Here is an 18,432-nt window from a genome sequence, read left to right as displayed (position 1 = left end):
GGCCGGCGGGGGTGGCGGCGGTGGCCTGCGGTCAGCCGGCGGGGGTGGTGGACTTCAGGGTGCCGTCCGGACCCGCCAGGAGGACCGGGGTGTCCGGGCCTCCCAGGTCCCGGACGGCCGCGCGGTCGGCCTCGGCGGGGGCCTCCGCGGCGCTGACCACGGCGGCGGCCTCCAGGGACTGTGCCCCGCTGGCCACGGCCATCGCGACGGCGGTCTGCAGGGCGCTGAGCTTCAGGGAGTCGAGCTCCACCGTCCCGGCGACGTAGGTGCGGCCCGTCTCGTCGCGCACCGCGGCCCCCTCGGGCACGCCGTTGCGGGCCCGGGCGCTGCGCGCCAGCGTGATGATCTTGCTGTCCTCGGGGTCGATCCCGGTGCTGTCGGTCATGGGCGGAAGCATAGGGAGCCCGCGGGCGGAGCGCCCGGGCGGGGCCGCGACCCGGACCCGGGGCGGCCCACCGCGGCCCGCCGCCCCGGGACCGGATCAGGGGCGGTCGAGCCGCAGCCGCTCCGCCTTCGGCAGGCCCGCCACCACGAGGTCGTACGAGTCCTCGATCAGCTCCCGCACCAGGGCGTCAGCCAGCCCGTCCGGCCCGCCCACCGTCACGGTGTTCCAGTGCCGCTTGTTCATGTGGTAGCCGGGCACGATCGCCTCGTGCTCCTCGCGCAGCCGCACCGCGAGCTCCGGCTCGCACTTGAGGTTGATCTTCAGCGGCTCCCCGTCCAGGGCGGAGAGCGCGAACACCTTGCCCAGCACCTTGAACACCGAGGTCTCCGGGGTGAAGGGGAACTCCTCCACCGCCGCGTTGAAGCCGAGGCAGAAGGCACGCAGCCCTTCCGGGGTCATGCGCCCTCCCCTTCCTCGGACGCCGCCGGGGCGACCGGTTCGACCAGTACCGTCACGATCTTGTTCCGGCGGCCGGCCGGGGACTCGGCCGTCAGGCGCAGCGGACGCCCGTCCGGCAGTTCCACCAGCGCGGAGGCGCCCGCGATCGGCACCCGCCCGAGCGCCTTGGCGAGCAGCCCGCCCACCGTCTCCACGTCCTCGTCGTCGAAGGCCTCGACCTTGAACAGCTCGCCGAGGTCGGTGATGTCCAGGCGCGCCGTGACCCGGTAGCTGTCCTCGCCCAGGTCCTCGACCGGCGGGATCTCCCGGTCGTACTCGTCGGTGATCTCGCCGACGATCTCCTCCAGGATGTCCTCGATGGTGACGATGCCGGCGGTGCCGCCGTACTCGTCGATGACGACGGCCACGTGGTTGCGCACCGACTGCATCTCGCGGAGCAGGTCGCCCGCGTTCTTGGTGTCGGGCACGAAGAGGGCCGGCCGCATCACCGTCGAGACGAGGTCGGACTCCGCCTCCCGGCTGACGTGCGTCTTGCGGACGAGGTCCTTCAGGTAGACGATCCCGACGATGTCGTCCTCGTTCTCCCCGGTGACCGGTATGCGCGAGAAGCCCGACCGCAGCGCGAGCGTGGTCGCCTGACGGATCGTCTTGTACCGCTCGATGCAGATCAGGTCGGTGCGCGGCACCATCACCTCGCGCACGAGGGTGTCGCCGAGCTCGAAGACCTGGTGCACCATCCGGCGCTCGTCGTCCTCGATCAGCGATTCCTTCTCCGCCAGGTCCACCATCGCGCGCAGCTCGGCCTCGGAGGCGAACGGCCCCTTGCGGAAGCCCTTCCCGGGTGTGAGCGCGTTGCCGATGAGGATCAGCAGCTGCGGGATGGGGCCCATGATCCGGGCGAGCGGCACGAGCACGTACGCCGCCGCCGTCGCGGTGTTCAGCGGGTGCTGGCGGCCGATCGTTCGGGGGGAGACGCCGACGGCGACGTAGGAGACCAGCACCATCACGGCGATGGCCACCAGCAGCGCGGTCCAGTTCTCGCCGAACTCGTCGAGGCAGACGTACGTGACGAGCACGCCCGCCGCCATCTCGCAGGTCACGCGGACCAGCAACGCCACGTTGACGTAGCGGGTGGGGTCGGCGGAGACCTGGGCGAGCTTCGCGCTGCCGCGCCGGCCCTCGCGTACGGCCTGGTCGGCGCGGAAGCTGGAGATCCGGGCGATCCCGGACTCGGCGCACGCCGCGAACCAGGCGACGACCACGAGGAGGACGGCGCCGGTGATCAGCTGGGCGGCGTTCACGAGACGGTCGGGGCCGGGGACGGACCGGTCATGCCGCGCTCACCGCGCCAGCCGTCGACGATGGCCGCCTGGAGACCGAACATCTCGACCTTCTCGTCCGGTTCCTCGTGGTCGTAGCCGAGCAGGTGCAGCACTCCGTGGACGGTCAGGAGCTGGAGCTCCTCGTCCATGGAGTGCTGCGTCGGGGCGTCCTCGCCCTGCTTTTTGGCGACCTCGGGGCAGAGCACGATGTCGCCGAGGAGGCCCTGCGGGGGCTCCTCGTCGTCCTTCGTCGGCGGACGGAGCTCGTCCATCGGGAAGGACATGACGTCGGTGGGTCCGGGCAGGTCCATCCACTGGATGTGGAGCTGCTCCATCGCCCCCTCGTCGATCACGATGACGGAGAGCTCGGAGAGCGGGTGGATCCGCATCCGGGTGAGCGCGTAGCGGGCGATGTCGAGGATCGCCCGCTCGTCGACCTCGGTTCCGGACTCGTTGTTGACGTCGATCGACATGGTGCGCTGGGTTCTACTTCCGCTGATGGCCGTCCGGGGCCGGCCGGGTCTCGTCGTACTTCTCGTACGCATCGACGATACGGCCGACCAGCTTGTGCCGGACGACATCCTCGGAGGTGAGCCGGGAGAAGTGGATGTCGGGCACGCCCTCCAGGATGTCCTGCACCTGCCGCAGGCCGCTCTTGGCCCCGCCGGGGAGGTCGACCTGCGTCACGTCACCGGTGACGACGATCTTCGAGTCGAAGCCGAGGCGGGTCAGGAACATCTTCATCTGCTCGGTGGTGGTGTTCTGCGCCTCGTCGAGGACGACGAACGCCTCGTTGAGCGTGTTGTGCGTCAGCAGGTAGTCCTGCGTGACGTAGAGCGAGTCCTCGGCCGCCACTTGGATGCACACGGCTTCCTCGCGGCCCGCGGGCTCGATGGAGTCGATGAACCGCATGGGGCGCCCGCCCCCGCCGGCCGCGTGGTAGGCGTCCCGCTTGCGCGCGAGGCGGAAGGGCTCGATGCCGTCGGGGAGCCGGATGTCGACGACGTGCGAGTCGTATCGATGGGCGGCGAGTGCAGTGCTCCGTGCCCGGCCTTCCGCCCTCCGGCGCCGGGTGTACGCCACACCGCCGAGGGACTGGACGAGGGCGATCACGTCGTCGCGCAGGACGATCGACGCCGTGGAGTACTGGATCCGGCAGGAACGGCCCCGCTGGGTGACGGGGCCCCCGTCGGAGTCGAGCAGGCCCTGAAGTACGGCAAGGCGGATCTCGGCCGCGTTGAACATGTACTCGTCCGGCACGAACTTGGAGTGCGACCGGCTGCCGAGCAGATCCAGCTCGCGCATGAGACGCGTGACGGGATTCGCCAGGGTGACCTTGTCACCGGGCGCCTTCACGCGATTCAGGACGTAGTCGGGTCCGCCCTTGTGCCGCGCGGCGACACCTGGAAGCACCGCGACCAGGGCGCTCACGAGTTCCTCGTCCTCGGTGGAGAACGCCGGGGTCGTGGAGCCGGTGACGCACCCGTCGCCCAGGAGGAGGCCCAGCGCGTACGGTTCCATGGGGACCTCCCGCTCCGGAAGGGCGACCGGTGCCGTCAGGAGCGGCAGCTCGTACCTGCGGGCGTGCGCCGCCCTCAGGTTGCCGATCATCTCCTGGGTCTCCAGGACCCGCCACGGCTTGTCCCGCCGCTTGTCGTCCCGCGTCCTGACCGTCCACAGGTGCTCTCCGCAGCACAGGGTCCAGGACCCGTCCTGGGCCGTGACGCGGTAGATGTCCTTCTGGCCCTGCGGGTAGACGCCGAGGACCGGTGTCGGCTCACCGTTCGACCCGACGACCAGGTCACCCACCGCGAGCTCCCCCATGGGCCGCCAGCCGTCCGGCGTCAGCACCTTCGTGAAGACCGGCTGCGCGCGACCCCTCATGTATGCCAGCGGCGCCACCTCGATCGTGCCCGCGGCCATCAGGCGCGGGATCGAGTCGGGGTCGATCATGTCGTGCAGCGCGTCGTAGAGCGGGCGCAGGTACGGGTCGATCTTGTCGAAGAGGGTGCCCGGCAGGAAGCCGAGCCGCTCCCCCGCCTCGACGGCGGGCCGGGTCAGGATGATCCGGCTGACCTGCTTGGACTGGAGCGCCTGCACGGCCTTGGCCATCGCGAGGTAGGTCTTTCCGGTACCGGCGGGGCCGATGCCGAAGACGATCGTGTTCTTGTCGATCGCGTCGACGTACCGCTTCTGGTTGAGGGTCTTGGGGCGGATGGTACGGCCGCGGCTGGAGAGGATGTTCTGGGTGAGGACCTCGGCGGGGGTCTCCTCGGAGCCGCCCTTGCCGTTGGTGCTCGCCTTGAGCATGCCGATCGAGCGTTCCACTGCGTCCTCCGTCATCGGCTGCCCGGTGCGGAGCACCAGCATCATCTCGTCGAACAGGCGCTGGATCAGGGCGACTTCCGCCGCGTCACCGACCGCGCTGACCTGATTTCCCCGTACGTGGATGTCGGCCTTCGGGAAGGCCTTCTCGATCACGCGCAGCAGGGCGTCGCCCGAACCGAGCACCGTCACCATCGGGTGCGTGGCGGGAACGGTGAAGTGGGCGCGCGCCTGTCCGGCCGCCGGGGTCTGGGATGTCGGTGTCTGAGTCATGGGCCGGCACTGTGGCCTGCACATACCTCCCGCTGGGGGGCCGCGCCGATCGACGACCTGGGAATACCAAGCGTACGTCTCCGGTGCGCCTTCCCCGAGGGGTTTTACGCCCGGCCCGGCCACCGGTACCGCGTACGCCCCGGCCGGGGGCCCGGTCGGCCGGCGGCCCCCGGGAGCGCGCCCCGCCGGTGCGCGGCCCCGTCCGGACCCGATCCGTGGCGGGCCTACGCGGAGTGGCGGAAGCCGATCGTGGGCACCGCGCGGCGCCGTGCCGCCGGGGTCGTTCCCGGCGGCATGAGCTCGTCCAGGAACGCGTACCGGCCGCGCAGCTCCTGCGGGGCGGCGTGCCACCAGTGGGCGACCTCCGGCCAGCCGGGGGCCGACAGGGAGCCGCCGAACTCCTGGACCGACAGCGCCGCCGTCAGCCCGGCGAAGGCCAGCCGGTCCGCCAGCGGCCAGCCCGCCAGGGTTCCGGTGACGAAGCCCGCCACGTACACGTCCCCCGCCCCGGTCGGGTCCAGCGCCTCGACCGCGATCCCCGGGACCCGGGCGGTCTCCCCGGTGCGTCCGTCCACCGCGTACGAGCCCTCCGCACCCATCGTCACCACCGCGATCGGCACCTTCTCGGCGAGCGCCCGGGCCGCCGCGCGCGGGCAGTCGGTGCGGGTGTAGCGCATCGCCTCGCCCGCGTTCGGCAGGAAGGCCTCGCAGTGCTCCAGATCGGCCAGCGCCCCCAGGTCCCAGCGGCCGCTCTCGTCCCAGCCCACGTCCGCGAAGACCCGCGAGCCGCGCCGCGCGGCCTCGCCGATCCACTCCTCGCCCCGGCCCGGCCCCAGCGAGGCCACGGCGGCGCGGGCCCTCGGCGGGCACTGCGGGAAGGGGCCGGGGCCGGCCGGCGGCGGGGCCTCGTGGCCGTGCGAGACCATGGTGCGCTCGCCCTCGTAGGCCATCGAGACCGTGACCGGGCTGTGCCATCCGGGGACGGTCCGCGACATCGACAGGTCGATGGCCTCGCCCTGTTCGAGGGCGTCCCAGCAGTACTCGCCGTAGTGGTCGTCCCCGAACGCCGCGGCCAGCGAGGTGCGCAGGCCGAGCCGGGCCAGCGCGGTCGCCATGTTGGCGACTCCGCCGGGGCTGGAGCCCATGCCGCGCGCCCAGGACTCCGTGCCGCGAACCGGCGCCGAGTCGAGGCCGGTGAAGATGATGTCGAGGAAGACGGTTCCGGTCAGGAAGACGTCGCAGCCGGGTTCCTCGGGGTCGCGCACCGGACCGAGCGGATCCACGGCGGTGGAGAGGATGTCGAAGCTGTCCCGACTGGTCACGGTGTACTCCCCGTTGTTCTGGAAGGGTCGTCTTTGCTCTGGAGGGGTCGTTTCTGCACGCGGGCTCTCCGTGGGAAGCTGCCGACTCTGCCCGCGCCGGACGGCAGCAAAACCCAGTGTGGCGCAGATCACCACAGGAGCGCTCTTCTCCTCAACTCCGGCCCCTTGATAGACAGGGGCCCCGCTCACTCTGCGGCACCTCCCACGCACCTCCTGGAACACCCGTGCTCCACCGCGCCTCCGCGCCCTCCGCCGCCCGGCCCCTCGTGGCCCTCTTCACGGCCGGATACCTCGCCCCGTACCTCCTGCCGACCGTCGTGGGCCGGCTCGACGCCCATCTGCCGCTCAGCCCCGCGCAGGCCGGCCTGATCGGCTCGGCCCTGCTCCTCGGTTCGGCGGCCGCGGGGTTCGCCCTCGCCTCCCGCATCGCCCGCCACGGCCCCCGGCCGGCCGCCCGGCTCGGGCTGCTGCTCGCCGTCGCCGGCTACGGCACGGCGGCCGCGACCCCGCTGCTCCCGCTCGTCGTCGCGGGCGCCGTGGCCGGCGGCTTCGGGTCCGGCGCCGCCACCGCGGTGGCCGCGTCCGGGATCGCCGGGCAGCGCGACCCGCACCGGAGTTCCGCCCTCGGGCTGCTGTCGGTGTCGGCGACCGCGGGCGCGCTGCACCTGACCCTGCCGCACCTCGGCGGCGGCCACGGGCTGCCGTTCGCCGCGATCGCCGTCGTCGCGGCGGCGGCCTGGCCGGCCACCCGCCACCTCGGCGGCCCGTCGTCCGCCGCGGTTCCCGGAGCCCGCCCCGGCCGGCTGCCGTACCCGCGGGCCGGGATGGTGCTGGCGGGCGCGCTGATGCTGTGGTCGCTGGCCCAGAACGCCCTGTGGGGGGTCAGCGGCCGGATCGGTGCCCAGCAGGCGGGGCTGTCGGAGGTCACCCTCGGCGTGGTCTTCGCCGCGGCGCTGGGCGCGGGCCTGCTCGGGGTGACGGCGGCCTCCGCCCTCGGCGCCCGCCTGGGGCGCGCGGTCCCGATCGGCGTGGGCACGGCCCTGATCGCCTGCTGCGTGGCGCTCTCCTCCTCGGCCCGCGGCCTCGGCTCGTTCGCCGCCGGGGAGATCCTGTGGAACGCGCTCTACCCGGTCGTCCTCTCGTACGCCATCGGCCTCGCGGCGGCCCTGGACCCGCGCGGCCGCTGGGCGGTCCTGGCCGGCTCCGCGTCCTCGCTCGGCGTGGCCTGCGGGCCCGTCACCGGGAGCCTGCTGGCCGAGAGCGCGGGCTTCCCCGGCATGGGGCTGGTGCTGGGCGGGCTGCTGCTGGCCGTGGCCGGGCCGATGACCGCCGTGGCCCTGCACGCGGGCGGCCGCCCGCTGACCGCCGGTTCGGTCCGCCGCCGCGGCGGGGCCCCGGCGGCGGTCCTGGCGGCCGGCGCGGGCGCTCCGTCGGGTGCGGTGCCGCGGGTGGGCGCCGCGGAACTGGAGGTCGCTGAGATCCGGCTCCGCCGGCTCCCCCGCCGCGTGCTGCTGGGCGCGCCCGCGCCGCGCCGCTCGCGCGACCGCGCGGGGGCCCGCGACCGCGCCGGCGTCCAGGGGGTGTCGTAGTCGTTCGTGCGCCGGGGTGGGCTCAGGTCGTCCGCCGGGGGACCGGCACGCGGACCAGGTCCGCCGCCACCGTCAGCTCCCCCTCGAACCCCGCGGCCCGGGCCTGCCGTTCGAAGTCCGACGGGTCCGGGTACCGCTGCGAGAAGTGCGTCAGCACCAGGTGCCGGACGCCCGCCGCGCGCGCCACGGTGGCGGCCTGACCTGCGGTCAGGTGGCCGTGGTCGAGAGCCAGTTGCCCGTCCTCGTCGAGGAAGGTCGACTCGATCACCAGCATGTCGCAGCCCTCGGCGAGCTCCGTCACCCCGTCGCACAGCCGGGTGTCCATGACGAAGGCGAACCGCTGCCCGGGCCGGGCCTCGCTGACCTCGTCCAGGGTGACGCCGCCGAGGCTCCCGTCCCGCTGGAGCCGGCCCACGTCCGGCCCCTTGATCCCGTGCCGCGCGAGCAGCTCCGGCACCATCCGCCGGCCGTCCGGCTCGGTCAGCCGGTACCCGAAGGACTCCACCGGGTGCGAGAGCAGCCGCGCCTCCAGCGTGTACGAGGCCTCCCGCGCCAGGACCCCGTCCCGGACCACCGGCTCCTCGTGCAGCTCTACCGTCTCCCGGTACGCCGTCGCGTACCGCAGCCGGTCGAAGAACTTCTGTCCCGAGGCCGGGTAGTGCGCGGTGACGGGGTGGGGGACCCGGTCCAGGTTGATGCGCTGGATGACGCCGGCCAGCCCGAGGCTGTGGTCGCCGTGGAAGTGCGTGACGCAGATCCGGTTGATGTCGTGCGCCGCGACCCCGGCGCGCAGCATCTGGCGCTGGGTGCCCTCGCCCGGGTCGAAGAGGATGCCCTCGCCGTCCCAGCGCAGCAGGTAGCCGTTGTGGTTGCGGTGGCGGGTGGGCACCTGGCTGGCGGTGCCCAGGATCACGAACTCTCTGACGGACACGGTCTATCCGGGGGGCCACTCGAGGCCGCGCCCGCCGAGGACGTGCGCGTGCGCGTGGAAGACGGTCTGGCCGGCGCCCGCGCCGGTGTTGAAGACGATCCGGTAGCCCTGGCCGTCGACCTTCTCGTCCGCGGCCACCCGGCCCGCCTCGCGCAGCACGTCGGCGGCGACGCCCGGCTCGGCGGCGGCGAGGGACGCGGCGTCGGGGTAGTGGACCTTGGGGATGACGAGCACGTGCGTCGGTGCCTTCGGGCTGATGTCCCGGAAGGCGATGGTCGTCTCGGTCTCCCGGACGAGGGTCGCCGGGACGTCCCCGGTGACGATCTTGCAGAACAGGCAGTCGGCCTGCGGTTCCCCGGCCATTGGTGCGCCTCCCGTGACGGTGATCGGTCCGGGCATCGTATCCAGCCCGGCCCCGGTCACGCGGGTCAGGTCGATCGGGTCAGGCCGGCCGGGTCAGGACCAGCGCCCCGTCCGCGCCAGCAGGACCGCCGTCGCGGCGGTGCCCGCCGTGGACGTGCGCAGGACCGACCGGCCCAGCCGGTACGGACGGGCGCCGACGGCCGCGAACGCCGCGAGCTCGTCCGGGGATACCCCGCCCTCCGGGCCGACCACCAGCACGACGGAACCCGCCTCCGGCAGGGCCGCCGAGGCCAGGGCCTCCGAGGGGGTGTCGCGGTCCTCGTGGAGGACCATCGCCAGGTCGGCACCGGCCAGCAGCGCCGCGACCTGCTTGGTGGACAGGGCCTCCGCCACCTCCGGGAAGCGGACCCGGCGGGACTGCTTGCCCGCCTCCCGGGCCGTGGCCCGCCACTTGGCCAGGGACTTGGCGCCGCGGTCGCCGCGCCACTGGGTGATGCAGCGCGAGGCCTGCCACGGCACGATCGCGTCGACGCCGGTCTCGGTCATCGTCTCGACGGCCAGCTCGCCCCGGTCCCCCTTGGGGAGCGCCTGCACCACGGTGATGCGTACGGCCGGCTCGGCCTCCTCGAAGACGCCGGAGACCGACACGACGAGCCGGTCCTTGCCCTCCGCGGCCTTGACCACGCCCTCCGCCCAGCGGCCCCGGCCGTCCGCAAGGACCACCGCCTCGCCCGGGTTCAGCCGCTTCACCGACACCGCGTGCCGGCCCTCCGGCCCGTCCAGGACGAACTCCGCTCCCGCGGGGACCTCTTCGACCACGAACACCGGGGCGGTCATGACACACTCCTCATCTGCAGAGCCTTCAACGTGCTCTGTGCCTCGGCCAGTTCGGCCGCCAGCACCTCCATCAGCTCCCCGGCGGGCAGCGTCCGCGCCAGCCGGTGCCCCTGCCCGGCCCACAGCGCCATGCCCTGCGGATCGCCGGCCGCGGCGGCCGCCTTGCGCAGCCCCGAGGTCAGGTGGTGGACCTGCGGGTACGCGGCCGGGGCGTACGGCCCGTGCTCGCGCATGAAGCGGTTGACCAGCCCCCGAGCCGGCCGCCCGGAGAAGGCGCGGGTCAGTTCGGTCCGTACGAAGAGCGGGTCCGTCAGCGCCTTCTTGTGCAGCGGGTGCGCCCCCGATTCGGGGCACGCGAGGAAGGCCGTCCCGAGCTGGGCCGCCTCGGCGCCCGCCGCGAGCAGCGCCGCGACCTGCGAGCCCCGCATCAGGCCGCCCGAGGCGATGATCGGGAGGGCCACCGCTTCCCGTACCTGCGCCACCAGCGCGAGCAGCCCGACGGCCGCGGTGCCGTCGGCCTGCGGGTCGTCGCGGTGGGTGCCCTGGTGGCCGCCGGCCTCCACGCCCTGGACGCACACCGCGTCGGCGCCCACGTCCTGTGCGCCGCGGGCCTCCTCGACGGAGGTCACGGTGACGACGGTGTACGTACCGGCCTTGCGCAGCGCGGTGAGCGCCGCGCCCGAGGGGAGGCCGAAGGTGAAAGAGACGACGGGGACCGGGTCCTCCAGGAGGATCGCGAGCTTGGCGTCGTAGCCGTCGTCGGAGGTGCCCATGATGTCGTCGGCGGCGAGGGAGATCCCGTACCAGTTCGCCTCGCCCGCCAGCTGTCCGCGGTACGCCTCGACGGCCGCCGGGTCCACGTAGCCGGTCTGCGGCAGGAAGAGGTTGACGCCGAACGGGCGCCGGGTGAGGGCGCGCACCTGCTTGATCTCCTGGTACATGCCGTCGGCGGTCTTGTACCCGCCGGCCAGGAAGCCCAGTCCGCCCGCCTCGCACACGGCCGCGGCGAGCGGCGGACACGAGGCGCCGCCCGCCATGGGGGCCTGCACGATCGGGTACGGAGACAGACCGTTCGGTGCGGTGGACATGGACTGCATCGTGCCATGTCCCGCTCATCGCACCGAATCACGGCATTCGCCTGGCATGGTCCGCATCCGGACCCGCCGGACCCGATGCGGCGGGCCCGGCCGGGGGTCTCCCCCGACCGGGCCCGTACGCGTGCCCGCCGGCCGCTCAGCGGCCGTTGAAGGCGTCCTTCAGGCGGCTGAACAGGCCCTGCTGGCCCGGCGCGAACTGGCCCGTGGGCCGCTCCTCGCCGCGCAGCTTCGCGAGCTGGCGCAGCAGCTCCTCCTGCTGGGCGTCCAGCTTGTTCGGGGTGGTGACCTCGACGTGCACGATGAGGTCGCCGCGCCCGCCGCCGCGCAGGTGCGTGACGCCGCGCCCGTGCAGCGGGATCGCCTGCCCGGACTGGGTGCCGGGCCGGATGTCGATCTCCTCCAGGCCGTCCAGCGTCTCCAGCGGGCACTTGGTGCCCAGGGAGGCCGCCGTCATCGGGATGGTGACCGTGCAGTGCAGGTCGTCCCCGCGGCGCTGGAAGGTCTGGTGCGGCAGTTCGTGGATCTCCACGTACAGGTCGCCGGCGGGGCCGCCGCCGGGGCCGACCTCGCCCTCGCCCGACAGCTGGATCCGGGTGCCGTTCTCGACGCCCGCCGGGATCTTGACCGTGAGGCTGCGGCGGGACCGGACCCGGCCGTCGCCCGCGCACTCGGGGCACGGGGTCGGGACGACGGTGCCGAAGCCCTGGCACTGCGGGCAGGGGCGCGAGGTCATGACCTGGCCCAGGAAGGACCGGGTGACCTGCGAGACCTCACCGCGGCCGCGGCACATGTCACACGTCTGCGCCGAGGTGCCGGGGGCGGCGCCCTCGCCGGAGCAGGTGGTGCACACCACGGCCGTGTCGACCTGGATGTCCTTGGTGGTCCCGAAGGCCGCCTCGTCCAGTTCCAGGTCCAGGCGGATCATGGCGTCCTGGCCGCGGCGGGTCCGCGAGCGCGGTCCGCGCTGCGAGGCCTGTCCGAAGAAGGCGTCCATGATGTCGGAGAAGTTGCCGAAGCCGCCCGCGCCGAATCCGCCCGCGCCCCCGCCGCCGCCCGAGGAGGACAGCGGGTCGCCGCCGAGGTCGAAGACCTGCTTCTTCTGCGGGTCCGAGAGCACCTCGTACGCCGCGTTGATCTCCTTGAAACGCTCTTGCGTCTTGGGATCGGGGTTCACATCCGGGTGCAGCTCGCGCGCAAGCCGCCGGAATGCCTTCTTGATCTCGTCCTGGGAAGCGTCGCGGCGCACGCCGAGAACGGCGTAATAGTCCGTGGCCACTTACGACTCCGCCAGGATCTGTCCGACGTAACGTGCCACTGCGCGTACCGCTCCCATCGTTCCGGGGTAGTCCATGCGGGTCGGTCCGACCACGCCGAGTTTGGCGACTGCTTCGCCGCCCGAACCGTAACCGACCGAGACGACCGACGTGGAGTTCAGTCCCTCGTAGGCGTTCTCATGCCCGATCCGTACGGCCATTCCCGACTCACTGGCCTCGCCCAGCAGCTTGAGGAGCACGACCTGCTCCTCCAGCGCTTCGAGCACCGGCCTGATCGTCAGGGGAAAATCGTGTCCGAAGCGGGTGAGATTGGCGGTTCCGCCGATCATCAGCCGTTCTTCGGCTTCCTCGACCAGGGTTTCGAGGAGCGTCGCGAGCACGGTGGACACCGTGGCTCGGTCGTCGGCCTCGAAGGACTCGGGGAGGTCCTGGACGAGTGGGGGCACATCGGTGAAGCGGCGGCCGACGACCCGGCTGTTGAGCCGGGCCCGCAGGTCCGCGAGCGAGGCCTCCCCGAAGGGGGTCTGGCAGTCGATGAGCCGCTGCTCGACGCGCCCGGTGTCCGTGATCAGTACGAGCATCAGCCGGGCCGGGGCCAGCGACAGCAGCTCGACGTGGCGCACGGTGGAGCGCGTCAGCGAGGGGTACTGGACGACGGCGACCTGCCGGGTGAGCTGCGCGAGCAGCCGCACCGTGCGCCCGACGACGTCGTCGAGGTCCACCGCGCCGTCGAGGAAGTTCTGGATGGCCCGGCGCTCGGGCGTCGACAGGGGTTTGACCCCCGCCAGCCTGTCGACGAAGAGGCGGTAGCCCTTGTCGGTGGGGATGCGTCCGGCGCTGGTGTGCGGCTGGGCGATGTAGCCCTCGTCCTCCAGCACGGCCATGTCGTTGCGCACGGTGGCCGGCGAGACGCCGAGCCGGTGCCGCTCGGTCAGCGCCTTGGAGCCGACCGGCTCCTCGGTCCCGACATAGTCCTGGACGATGGCGCGCAGCACTTCGAGCCTGCGTTCACTGAGCATCGCGCACACCTCCAGCTGTGGTCCGGCGCCGTGTTTCCGCCGGCGTTTCGTTGGCTCTCCGTTGGCACTCTGGTCGTCCGAGTGCCAGAGATCCCCCGCTCAGTGTACGGCCGGGTGGTCAGACCCTGGCAAGGGCGGCCCGTCAGGGTAGCGTCGCGGCATGGACGTGCGATGGGAAGAGGCGGGCTGGGAAGGGCTGACCGGACGGGCCGGGCGGCGGCGCCTTCCGGTGTGGGACTGCACCGTGGGACTGGTGGTGGGGGACGATGCGGTGCTCCTCGTGGACCCCGGTTCGTGCCTGCGCGAGGGCGCGGAGATCCGCGCCGGGGCCGAGCGGCTGACGGGTCGCCGCGTGACCCATATCGCATTCACCCACGGGCATTTCGATCACGTGCTGGGCGCGGCCGCCTTCTCCGGGGCCGAGGTGTACGCCGCGGTCGGGCTGGACTCCGTCCTGGACACAGGGCGGGAGTCGCTGCGGGCGTCCGCCGTGCGGCACGGGCTGTCCGGCAGGGAGGCGGCTGAGGCCGTCGAGCTGCTGGTGCTCCCCCGGCACCCGGTGTCGGGCGAGTGGACGCTGGAGCTGGGCGGGGTGCGGGTGCTGCTGGCCAACGTGGGGCCGGGGCACACGGGGCACGACCTGGCGGTGTTCGTCCCCGGCGAGCGGGAGACGGTCTTCTGCGGGGACCTGGTCGAGGAGTCCGGCGAGCCGCAGGCGGGCGACGACGCGCTGCCGGCGCGCTGGCCGGACGCCCTGGACCGGCTGCTGGCCCTGGGCGGCGACGACGCCCTGTACGTGCCGGGTCACGGAGCGGTGGTCGACGCGGCCTTCGTCCGTGCGCAACGCGCCACACTGGCCGCGCGTTTCGGCGTGTCGGAGGCGTGATCGCCGCGCCTCTCCTAGTGTCGGCCGGATGCGCGAGTACTCCCCCGACCTGACCCCGCAGTGGAAGCGCCCCAGGGCCGTGCCCGAGGTGGCGGCGGAGCCCGATCTGGTGGTCGAGGTCGCCGGTACGGACTTCTGCGGCGCGGTGGTGGGCTGCGAGGCGGGCACGGTGACCCTGGAGGACCGGTTCGGCAAGCGGCGGGTGTTCCCGATGGAGCCCGCCGCGTTCCTGCTGGACGGCGCGGTGGTGACCCTGGTCCGTCCGCCCCGGGGCCCGGTGGCGCCGTCCCGCACGGCCTCGGGGTCGATCGCCGTCCCGGGGGCACGGGCGCGGGTGGCGCGGGCCGGGCGGATCTACGTCGAGGGCCGGCACGACGCCGAGCTGGTGGAGCGGGTCTGGGGCGACGACCTGCGGATCGAGGGCGTGGTGGTGGAGTACCTGGAGGGGATCGACGACCTCACGGCCGTCGTGGCGGAGTTCGGGCCGGGTCCGGACGCCCGGCTCGGCGTCCTCGTGGACCACCTGGTGCCGGGTTCGAAGGAGTCCCGGATCGCGGCTTCGGTGGACTCCCCGCACGTGCTGATCGCGGGCCACCCGTACGTGGACGTCTGGCAGGCGGTGAAGCCGTCCGCGCTGGGCATCCCCGCGTGGCCGGTGGTGCCGCGCGGCCAGGACTGGAAGACGGGCGTGTGCCGGGCCCTGGGCTGGCCGGAGAACACGGGGGCCGCCTGGCAGCACATCCTGTCGCGGGTGACCTCGTACAAGGACCTGGAGCCGACGCTGCTGGGCCGTGTCGAGGAGCTCATCGACTTCGTCACGGCGCCCTGAGGCCCGTGGGCAGAGTCCCGCCGCCCTGAAACCCGTCGCGGCCGGTCCGTCCGCGCGTCGCGGTCGGGGCGCCGCCCCGAGACCCCTCGCGGCCGGTTCGTCGCCGCGCGTCGCACGGCGCCCGTGCGGCGGTGGGTGTCAGTCCACCAGGTCCCGGACCACCGCGTCGGCCAGCAGGCGCCCGCGCAGGGTCAGCACGGCCCGCCCGGCCGCGTACGGGCCGGACTCCAGGAGTCCGTCCGCGAGGGCCTTCGCGGACGCCCTGAGGCCCGCCGGGGCCAGCAGCGTCAGCGGGCAGCCGTCCAGCAGTCGCAGCTCCAGCAGGATCCGCTCGACCCGCCGGTCCTCCGGCGACAGCAGCTCGCGCCCGGCGCCCGGGGACCTGCCCCCGGCCAGGGCGGCGGCGTAGGCGCCGGGGTGCTTCACGTTCCACCAGCGGACGCCGCCGACGTGCGAGTGCGCGCCGGGGCCCGCGCCCCACCAGTCGGCGCCGCGCCAGTACAGCTCGTTGTGCAGGCAGCGGCCGGCCTCGGTGGTGGCCCAGTTCGACACCTCGTACCAGTGGTACCCGGCCTGTGCCATGACCTCGTCGGCGATCAGGTAGCGGTCGGCGTGCACGTCGTCGTCCGTCATCGGCACCTCGCCGCGGCGGATGCGGCGGGCGAGCTGCGTCCCCTCCTCGACGATGAGGGCGTACGCGCTGACGTGGTCCGGTCCGGCGCCGAGCGCGGCGGCCAGGGTCGCCCGCCAGTCCTCGTCGGACTCCCCCGGCGTGCCGTAGATCAGGTCGAGGTTGACGTGCTCGAAGCCCGCCGCGCGTGCCTCCGCGACGCACGCCTCGGGCCGCCCGGGGGTGTGGGTGCGGTCGAGGACCTTCAGGACGTGCTGCCGGGCGCTCTGCATGCCGAAGGAGACCCGGTTGAAGCCGCCGGCGCGCAGTTCGGCCAGGTATTGCGGGTCCACGGAGTCCGGATTGGCCTCGGTGGTGACCTCGGCGTCCTCGGCCAGGCCGAACTCGTCCCGGATCGCCGCGAGCATCCGTACGAGGTCGCGGGCCGGGAGCAGCGTGGGGGTGCCGCCGCCGACGAAGACGGTGCGCACGGCGCGGGGGTCGTCTCCGAGCACCTTGCGGGCGAGGCGGACCTCGTCGATCAGGGTGTCGGCGTAGTTCTCCCGGGAGGCGAGCACGCCGCCGGTGCCCCGCAGCTCCGTGGCCGTGTAGGTGTTGAAGTCGCAGTACCCGCAGCGCGTGGCGCAGTACGGGACGTGCAGGTAGAAGCCGAGCGGCCGCTCGCCGGCGCCCGCCAGGGCGTGCGACGGGAGCGAGCCGTCTTCGGGCATGGGTTCACCGTCGGGCAGTGCGGAAGGCATGCGCCCATTGTCCCGCACCCGCCGCACCGCCCGGGAACGGCGGGCTCGGCGGGAGGGGCCGCCGGCCCTCCCCGCCGAGCCCGCAGGGGCGCTACGCCTCGCGGGAGCCCGCGTACATCTCCTCGATCAGGTGCTTGAACTCACGCTCGACCACGGGCCGCTTCAGCTTCAGGCTCGGAGTGAGGTCGCCGTGCTCCACGTCGAGGTCCCGGGGCAGCAGCCGGAACTTCTTCACCGTCTGCCAGCGCTGGAGGCCCTCGTTGAGGGTCTGCACGTACGTCTCGATCAGCCGCGTCGTCTCCGGGGCGGCCACGACCTGCGCGTACGTCTTGCCCTCCAGCCCGTTCTCGGCGGCCCAGCCCAGGATGGCGGGTCCGTCGAGGGCGATCAGCGCCGAGCAGAAGTTCCGGTCCGCGCCGTGCACCACGATGCTCGACACGTACGGGCAGATCGCCTTGAACTGGCCCTCGACCTCGGCCGGGGAGACGTACTTGCCGCCCGAGGTCTTGATCAGGTCCTTCTTGCGGTCGGTGATCCGCAGGTAGCCGTCGGCCGACAGCTCGCCGATGTCCCCGGTGTGCAGCCAGCCGTCCGCCTCCAGCACCTCGGCGGTCTTCTCCGGGAGCCCGTGGTAGCCCTCCATGATGCCGGGGCCGCGCAGCAGGATCTCGCCGTCGTCGGCGATGCGGACCTCGGTGCCGGGGAGCGGCTTGCCGACGGTGCCGGTGCGGTAGGCCTCGCCCGGGTTGACGAAGGAGGCGGCGCTGGACTCCGTGAGGCCGTAGCCCTCCAGGATGTGGATGCCGGCGCCGGCGAAGAAGTAGCCGATGTCGGGCGCCAGGGCCGCGGACCCGGAGACGGCGGCGCGCAGGTTGCCGCCGAAGGCCTCGCGGAGCTTGGAGTAGACGAGCGCGTCGGCGATCTTGTGCTTCGTGGTGAGGCCGAAGGGCGCCGTGGCGTTGCCCGTGCGCCGGAAGTTGTCCTGCGTGACCTTCGCGTACTCGCGGGCGACGCCGACCGCCCACTGGAAGATCTTGTACTTGGCCCCGCCGCCGGCCCGCGCCTTGGCGGCGACCCCGTTGTAGACCTTCTCGAAGATGCGCGGGACGGCCGCCATGTAGGTCGGCTGCACGATCGGCAGGTTCTCGATGATCTTGTCGATGCGGCCGTCGACGGCGGTGACGTGACCGACCTCGATCTGGCCGGAGGTCAGGACCTTGCCGAAGACGTGGGCCAGCGGCAGCCACAGGTACTGGACGTCGTCCTTGGTGATCAGGCCGGTGGCCACCGTCGCCTTGGCCATGTACGACCAGTTGTCGTGCGGCAGCCGTACGCCCTTGGGGCGGCCGGTGGTCCCGGACGTGTAGATGAGGGTGGCGAGCTGGTCGGCGGTGATCGCCGAGATCCGTTCCTTCACCGCGCCCGGGTTCTCGGCGAGGTGCGCCGCGCCGCGCTTCTCCAGGTCGGCGAGGGAGATCACCCAGCCGTCCGGGTCCCCGTCGGCGGGAACCGCGTCGGCGGCCTCCAGCACGACGACGTGCGCCAGCCCGGGCAGGTCCGCGCGGTGCAGGCGGGCCTTGGCCAGCTGCGCGGCGTCCTCGGCGATCAGCACCCGGCTGGACGAGTCGGCGAGGATGTACGCCGACTCCTCCGCGTTGGTGCTCGGGTAGACGGTGGTGGTCGCGGCGCCCGCGCACATCACCCCGAGGTCGGCGAGGATCCACTCGACCCGGGTGTTGGACGCGAGGGCGACCCGGTCTTCCGCTTCGAGGCCCAGGGTGATCAGGCCGGCGGCGATGGAGAAGACCCGCTCGGCCGCCTGGCCCCAGCTGAGCGACTTCCACTCGTCGGGGGCGCCCGGGCCGCCGGCCGCGGGGACCGGGAACCGGTACGCCTCCGCGTCCGGGGTGGCGGCAACGCGGTCAAGGAAGAGGGCCGCCACGGTGGGCGGGCGGTTCTCGATCATGGTCTGTGTGTCGCTCACGACATCCTCCGGACCGGTCCACGCGGCAGTGCGTGGGCGTGGGGCGCTTGGGGGGCGCTTGGGACTGGCGGGTTTGAGACGTGCCGGTTAGTGACTGGCGAGTAACCGTCGAGCAGTGATCAGACTAGAGGCCGTCCGGCTGGTGCGTAAGAGCCCGCAAGCGGCC

Annotated in this window: 17 protein-coding genes; 3 read left to right on the top strand and 14 right to left on the bottom strand. The window is 73.2% G+C overall.

The features are described from left to right. Window positions 1-31: 31 nt before the first annotated feature. The 6 genes from ACFWW8_RS05445 to ACFWW8_RS05420 all read right to left on the bottom strand — a co-directional run bounded on the left by ACFWW8_RS05445 (window position 32) and on the right by ACFWW8_RS05420 (window position 6,086). Window positions 32-385, bottom strand: a complete 354-nt coding sequence (locus ACFWW8_RS05445) for a cytidine deaminase (RefSeq protein WP_383915282.1) — start codon at window positions 383-385, stop codon at window positions 32-34. 96 nt (window positions 386-481) lie between these two features. Continuing rightward, window positions 482-844 carry an MmcQ/YjbR family DNA-binding protein gene (locus ACFWW8_RS05440; RefSeq protein ID WP_386523971.1) on the bottom strand — a complete coding sequence of 121 codons (363 nt, stop codon included), beginning with the start codon at window positions 842-844 and terminating at the stop codon, window positions 482-484. After that, on the bottom strand, window positions 841-2,145 hold the full coding sequence (locus ACFWW8_RS05435) for a hemolysin family protein (RefSeq protein WP_386523968.1): 1,305 nt from the start codon (window positions 2,143-2,145) through the stop codon (window positions 841-843). The genes ACFWW8_RS05440 and ACFWW8_RS05435 overlap by 4 nt, the downstream gene beginning before the upstream one ends. Further along, window positions 2,142-2,639, bottom strand: coding sequence for an rRNA maturation RNase YbeY (gene ybeY / locus ACFWW8_RS05430; RefSeq protein ID WP_267718535.1), 498 nt, complete (start codon window positions 2,637-2,639; stop codon window positions 2,142-2,144). Before ybeY ends, ACFWW8_RS05435 begins: the two co-directional genes overlap by 4 nt. A 13-nt stretch (window positions 2,640-2,652) precedes the next feature. Then, window positions 2,653-4,764: a PhoH family protein gene (locus ACFWW8_RS05425; protein WP_386523965.1), complete on the bottom strand. Its 2,112-nt coding sequence runs from the start codon at window positions 4,762-4,764 to the stop codon at window positions 2,653-2,655. A gap of 224 nt (window positions 4,765-4,988) precedes the next feature. Next, window positions 4,989-6,086, bottom strand: coding sequence for a carbohydrate kinase family protein (locus ACFWW8_RS05420; RefSeq protein ID WP_386523962.1), 1,098 nt, complete (start codon window positions 6,084-6,086; stop codon window positions 4,989-4,991). Window positions 6,087-6,310: 224 nt separating this feature from the next. On the opposite strand from ACFWW8_RS05420, the gene ACFWW8_RS05415 reads away from it, so the two are divergent. Beyond that, window positions 6,311-7,675 carry an MFS transporter gene (locus tag ACFWW8_RS05415; protein ID WP_386523960.1) on the top strand — a complete coding sequence of 455 codons (1,365 nt, stop codon included), beginning with the start codon at window positions 6,311-6,313 and terminating at the stop codon, window positions 7,673-7,675. 22 nt (window positions 7,676-7,697) lie between these two features. On the opposite strand, the gene ACFWW8_RS05410 is transcribed toward ACFWW8_RS05415, so the two are convergent. From ACFWW8_RS05410 to hrcA, 6 genes are all read right to left on the bottom strand, one after another. Beyond that, window positions 7,698-8,606, bottom strand: a complete 909-nt coding sequence (locus ACFWW8_RS05410; protein ID WP_386523958.1) for a ribonuclease Z — start codon at window positions 8,604-8,606, stop codon at window positions 7,698-7,700. A gap of 3 nt (window positions 8,607-8,609) precedes the next feature. Next, window positions 8,610-8,969 carry a histidine triad nucleotide-binding protein gene (locus ACFWW8_RS05405; protein WP_386523955.1) on the bottom strand — a complete coding sequence of 120 codons (360 nt, stop codon included), beginning with the start codon at window positions 8,967-8,969 and terminating at the stop codon, window positions 8,610-8,612. A 93-nt stretch (window positions 8,970-9,062) separates the two neighbouring features. Next, entirely contained in the window at window positions 9,063-9,806 is a 744-nt protein-coding gene (locus ACFWW8_RS05400; RefSeq protein ID WP_386523953.1) for a 16S rRNA (uracil(1498)-N(3))-methyltransferase, read from the bottom strand. Then, window positions 9,803-10,894 (bottom strand): nitronate monooxygenase, encoded by a 1,092-nt coding sequence (locus ACFWW8_RS05395; protein ID WP_386523951.1) that lies wholly within the window; start codon window positions 10,892-10,894, stop codon window positions 9,803-9,805. The genes ACFWW8_RS05400 and ACFWW8_RS05395 overlap by 4 nt, the downstream gene beginning before the upstream one ends. 145 nt (window positions 10,895-11,039) lie before the next feature. Then, complete coding sequence (dnaJ, locus tag ACFWW8_RS05390) at window positions 11,040-12,179, bottom strand: molecular chaperone DnaJ (RefSeq protein ID WP_386523949.1); 1,140 nt, start codon at window positions 12,177-12,179, stop codon at window positions 11,040-11,042. Next, window positions 12,180-13,196, bottom strand: coding sequence for a heat-inducible transcriptional repressor HrcA (hrcA, locus tag ACFWW8_RS05385; RefSeq protein WP_386523946.1), 1,017 nt, complete (start codon window positions 13,194-13,196; stop codon window positions 12,180-12,182). It lies immediately after the preceding gene. A 160-nt stretch (window positions 13,197-13,356) separates the two neighbouring features. Here hrcA and ACFWW8_RS05380 point away from each other — a divergent pair, with 160 nt between their 5' ends. Further along, window positions 13,357-14,082 (top strand): MBL fold metallo-hydrolase, encoded by a 726-nt coding sequence (locus tag ACFWW8_RS05380; protein ID WP_386523943.1) that lies wholly within the window; start codon window positions 13,357-13,359, stop codon window positions 14,080-14,082. A 28-nt stretch (window positions 14,083-14,110) separates the two neighbouring features. Beyond that, window positions 14,111-14,911 (top strand): DUF3097 domain-containing protein, encoded by an 801-nt coding sequence (locus ACFWW8_RS05375; protein WP_386523941.1) that lies wholly within the window; start codon window positions 14,111-14,113, stop codon window positions 14,909-14,911. Between the two features lie 138 nt (window positions 14,912-15,049). On the opposite strand, the gene hemW is transcribed toward ACFWW8_RS05375, so the two are convergent. Next, on the bottom strand, window positions 15,050-16,282 hold the full coding sequence (gene hemW / locus ACFWW8_RS05370; RefSeq protein ID WP_386523938.1) for a radical SAM family heme chaperone HemW: 1,233 nt from the start codon (window positions 16,280-16,282) through the stop codon (window positions 15,050-15,052). A 91-nt stretch (window positions 16,283-16,373) separates the two neighbouring features. Continuing rightward, the gene (locus ACFWW8_RS05365) at window positions 16,374-18,266 is read right to left on the bottom strand and encodes an AMP-dependent synthetase/ligase (RefSeq protein WP_386523935.1); all 1,893 of its coding nucleotides are present in this window, start codon (window positions 18,264-18,266) and stop codon (window positions 16,374-16,376) included. Between the last annotated feature and the right edge of the window lie 166 nt (window positions 18,267-18,432).

The sequence above is a fragment of the Streptomyces sp. NPDC058701 genome, assembly GCF_042715295.1.
Classification (GTDB): Bacteria; Actinomycetota; Actinomycetes; order Streptomycetales; family Streptomycetaceae; genus Streptomyces.
This window is presented reverse-complemented; position numbering and strand designations above follow the sequence as displayed.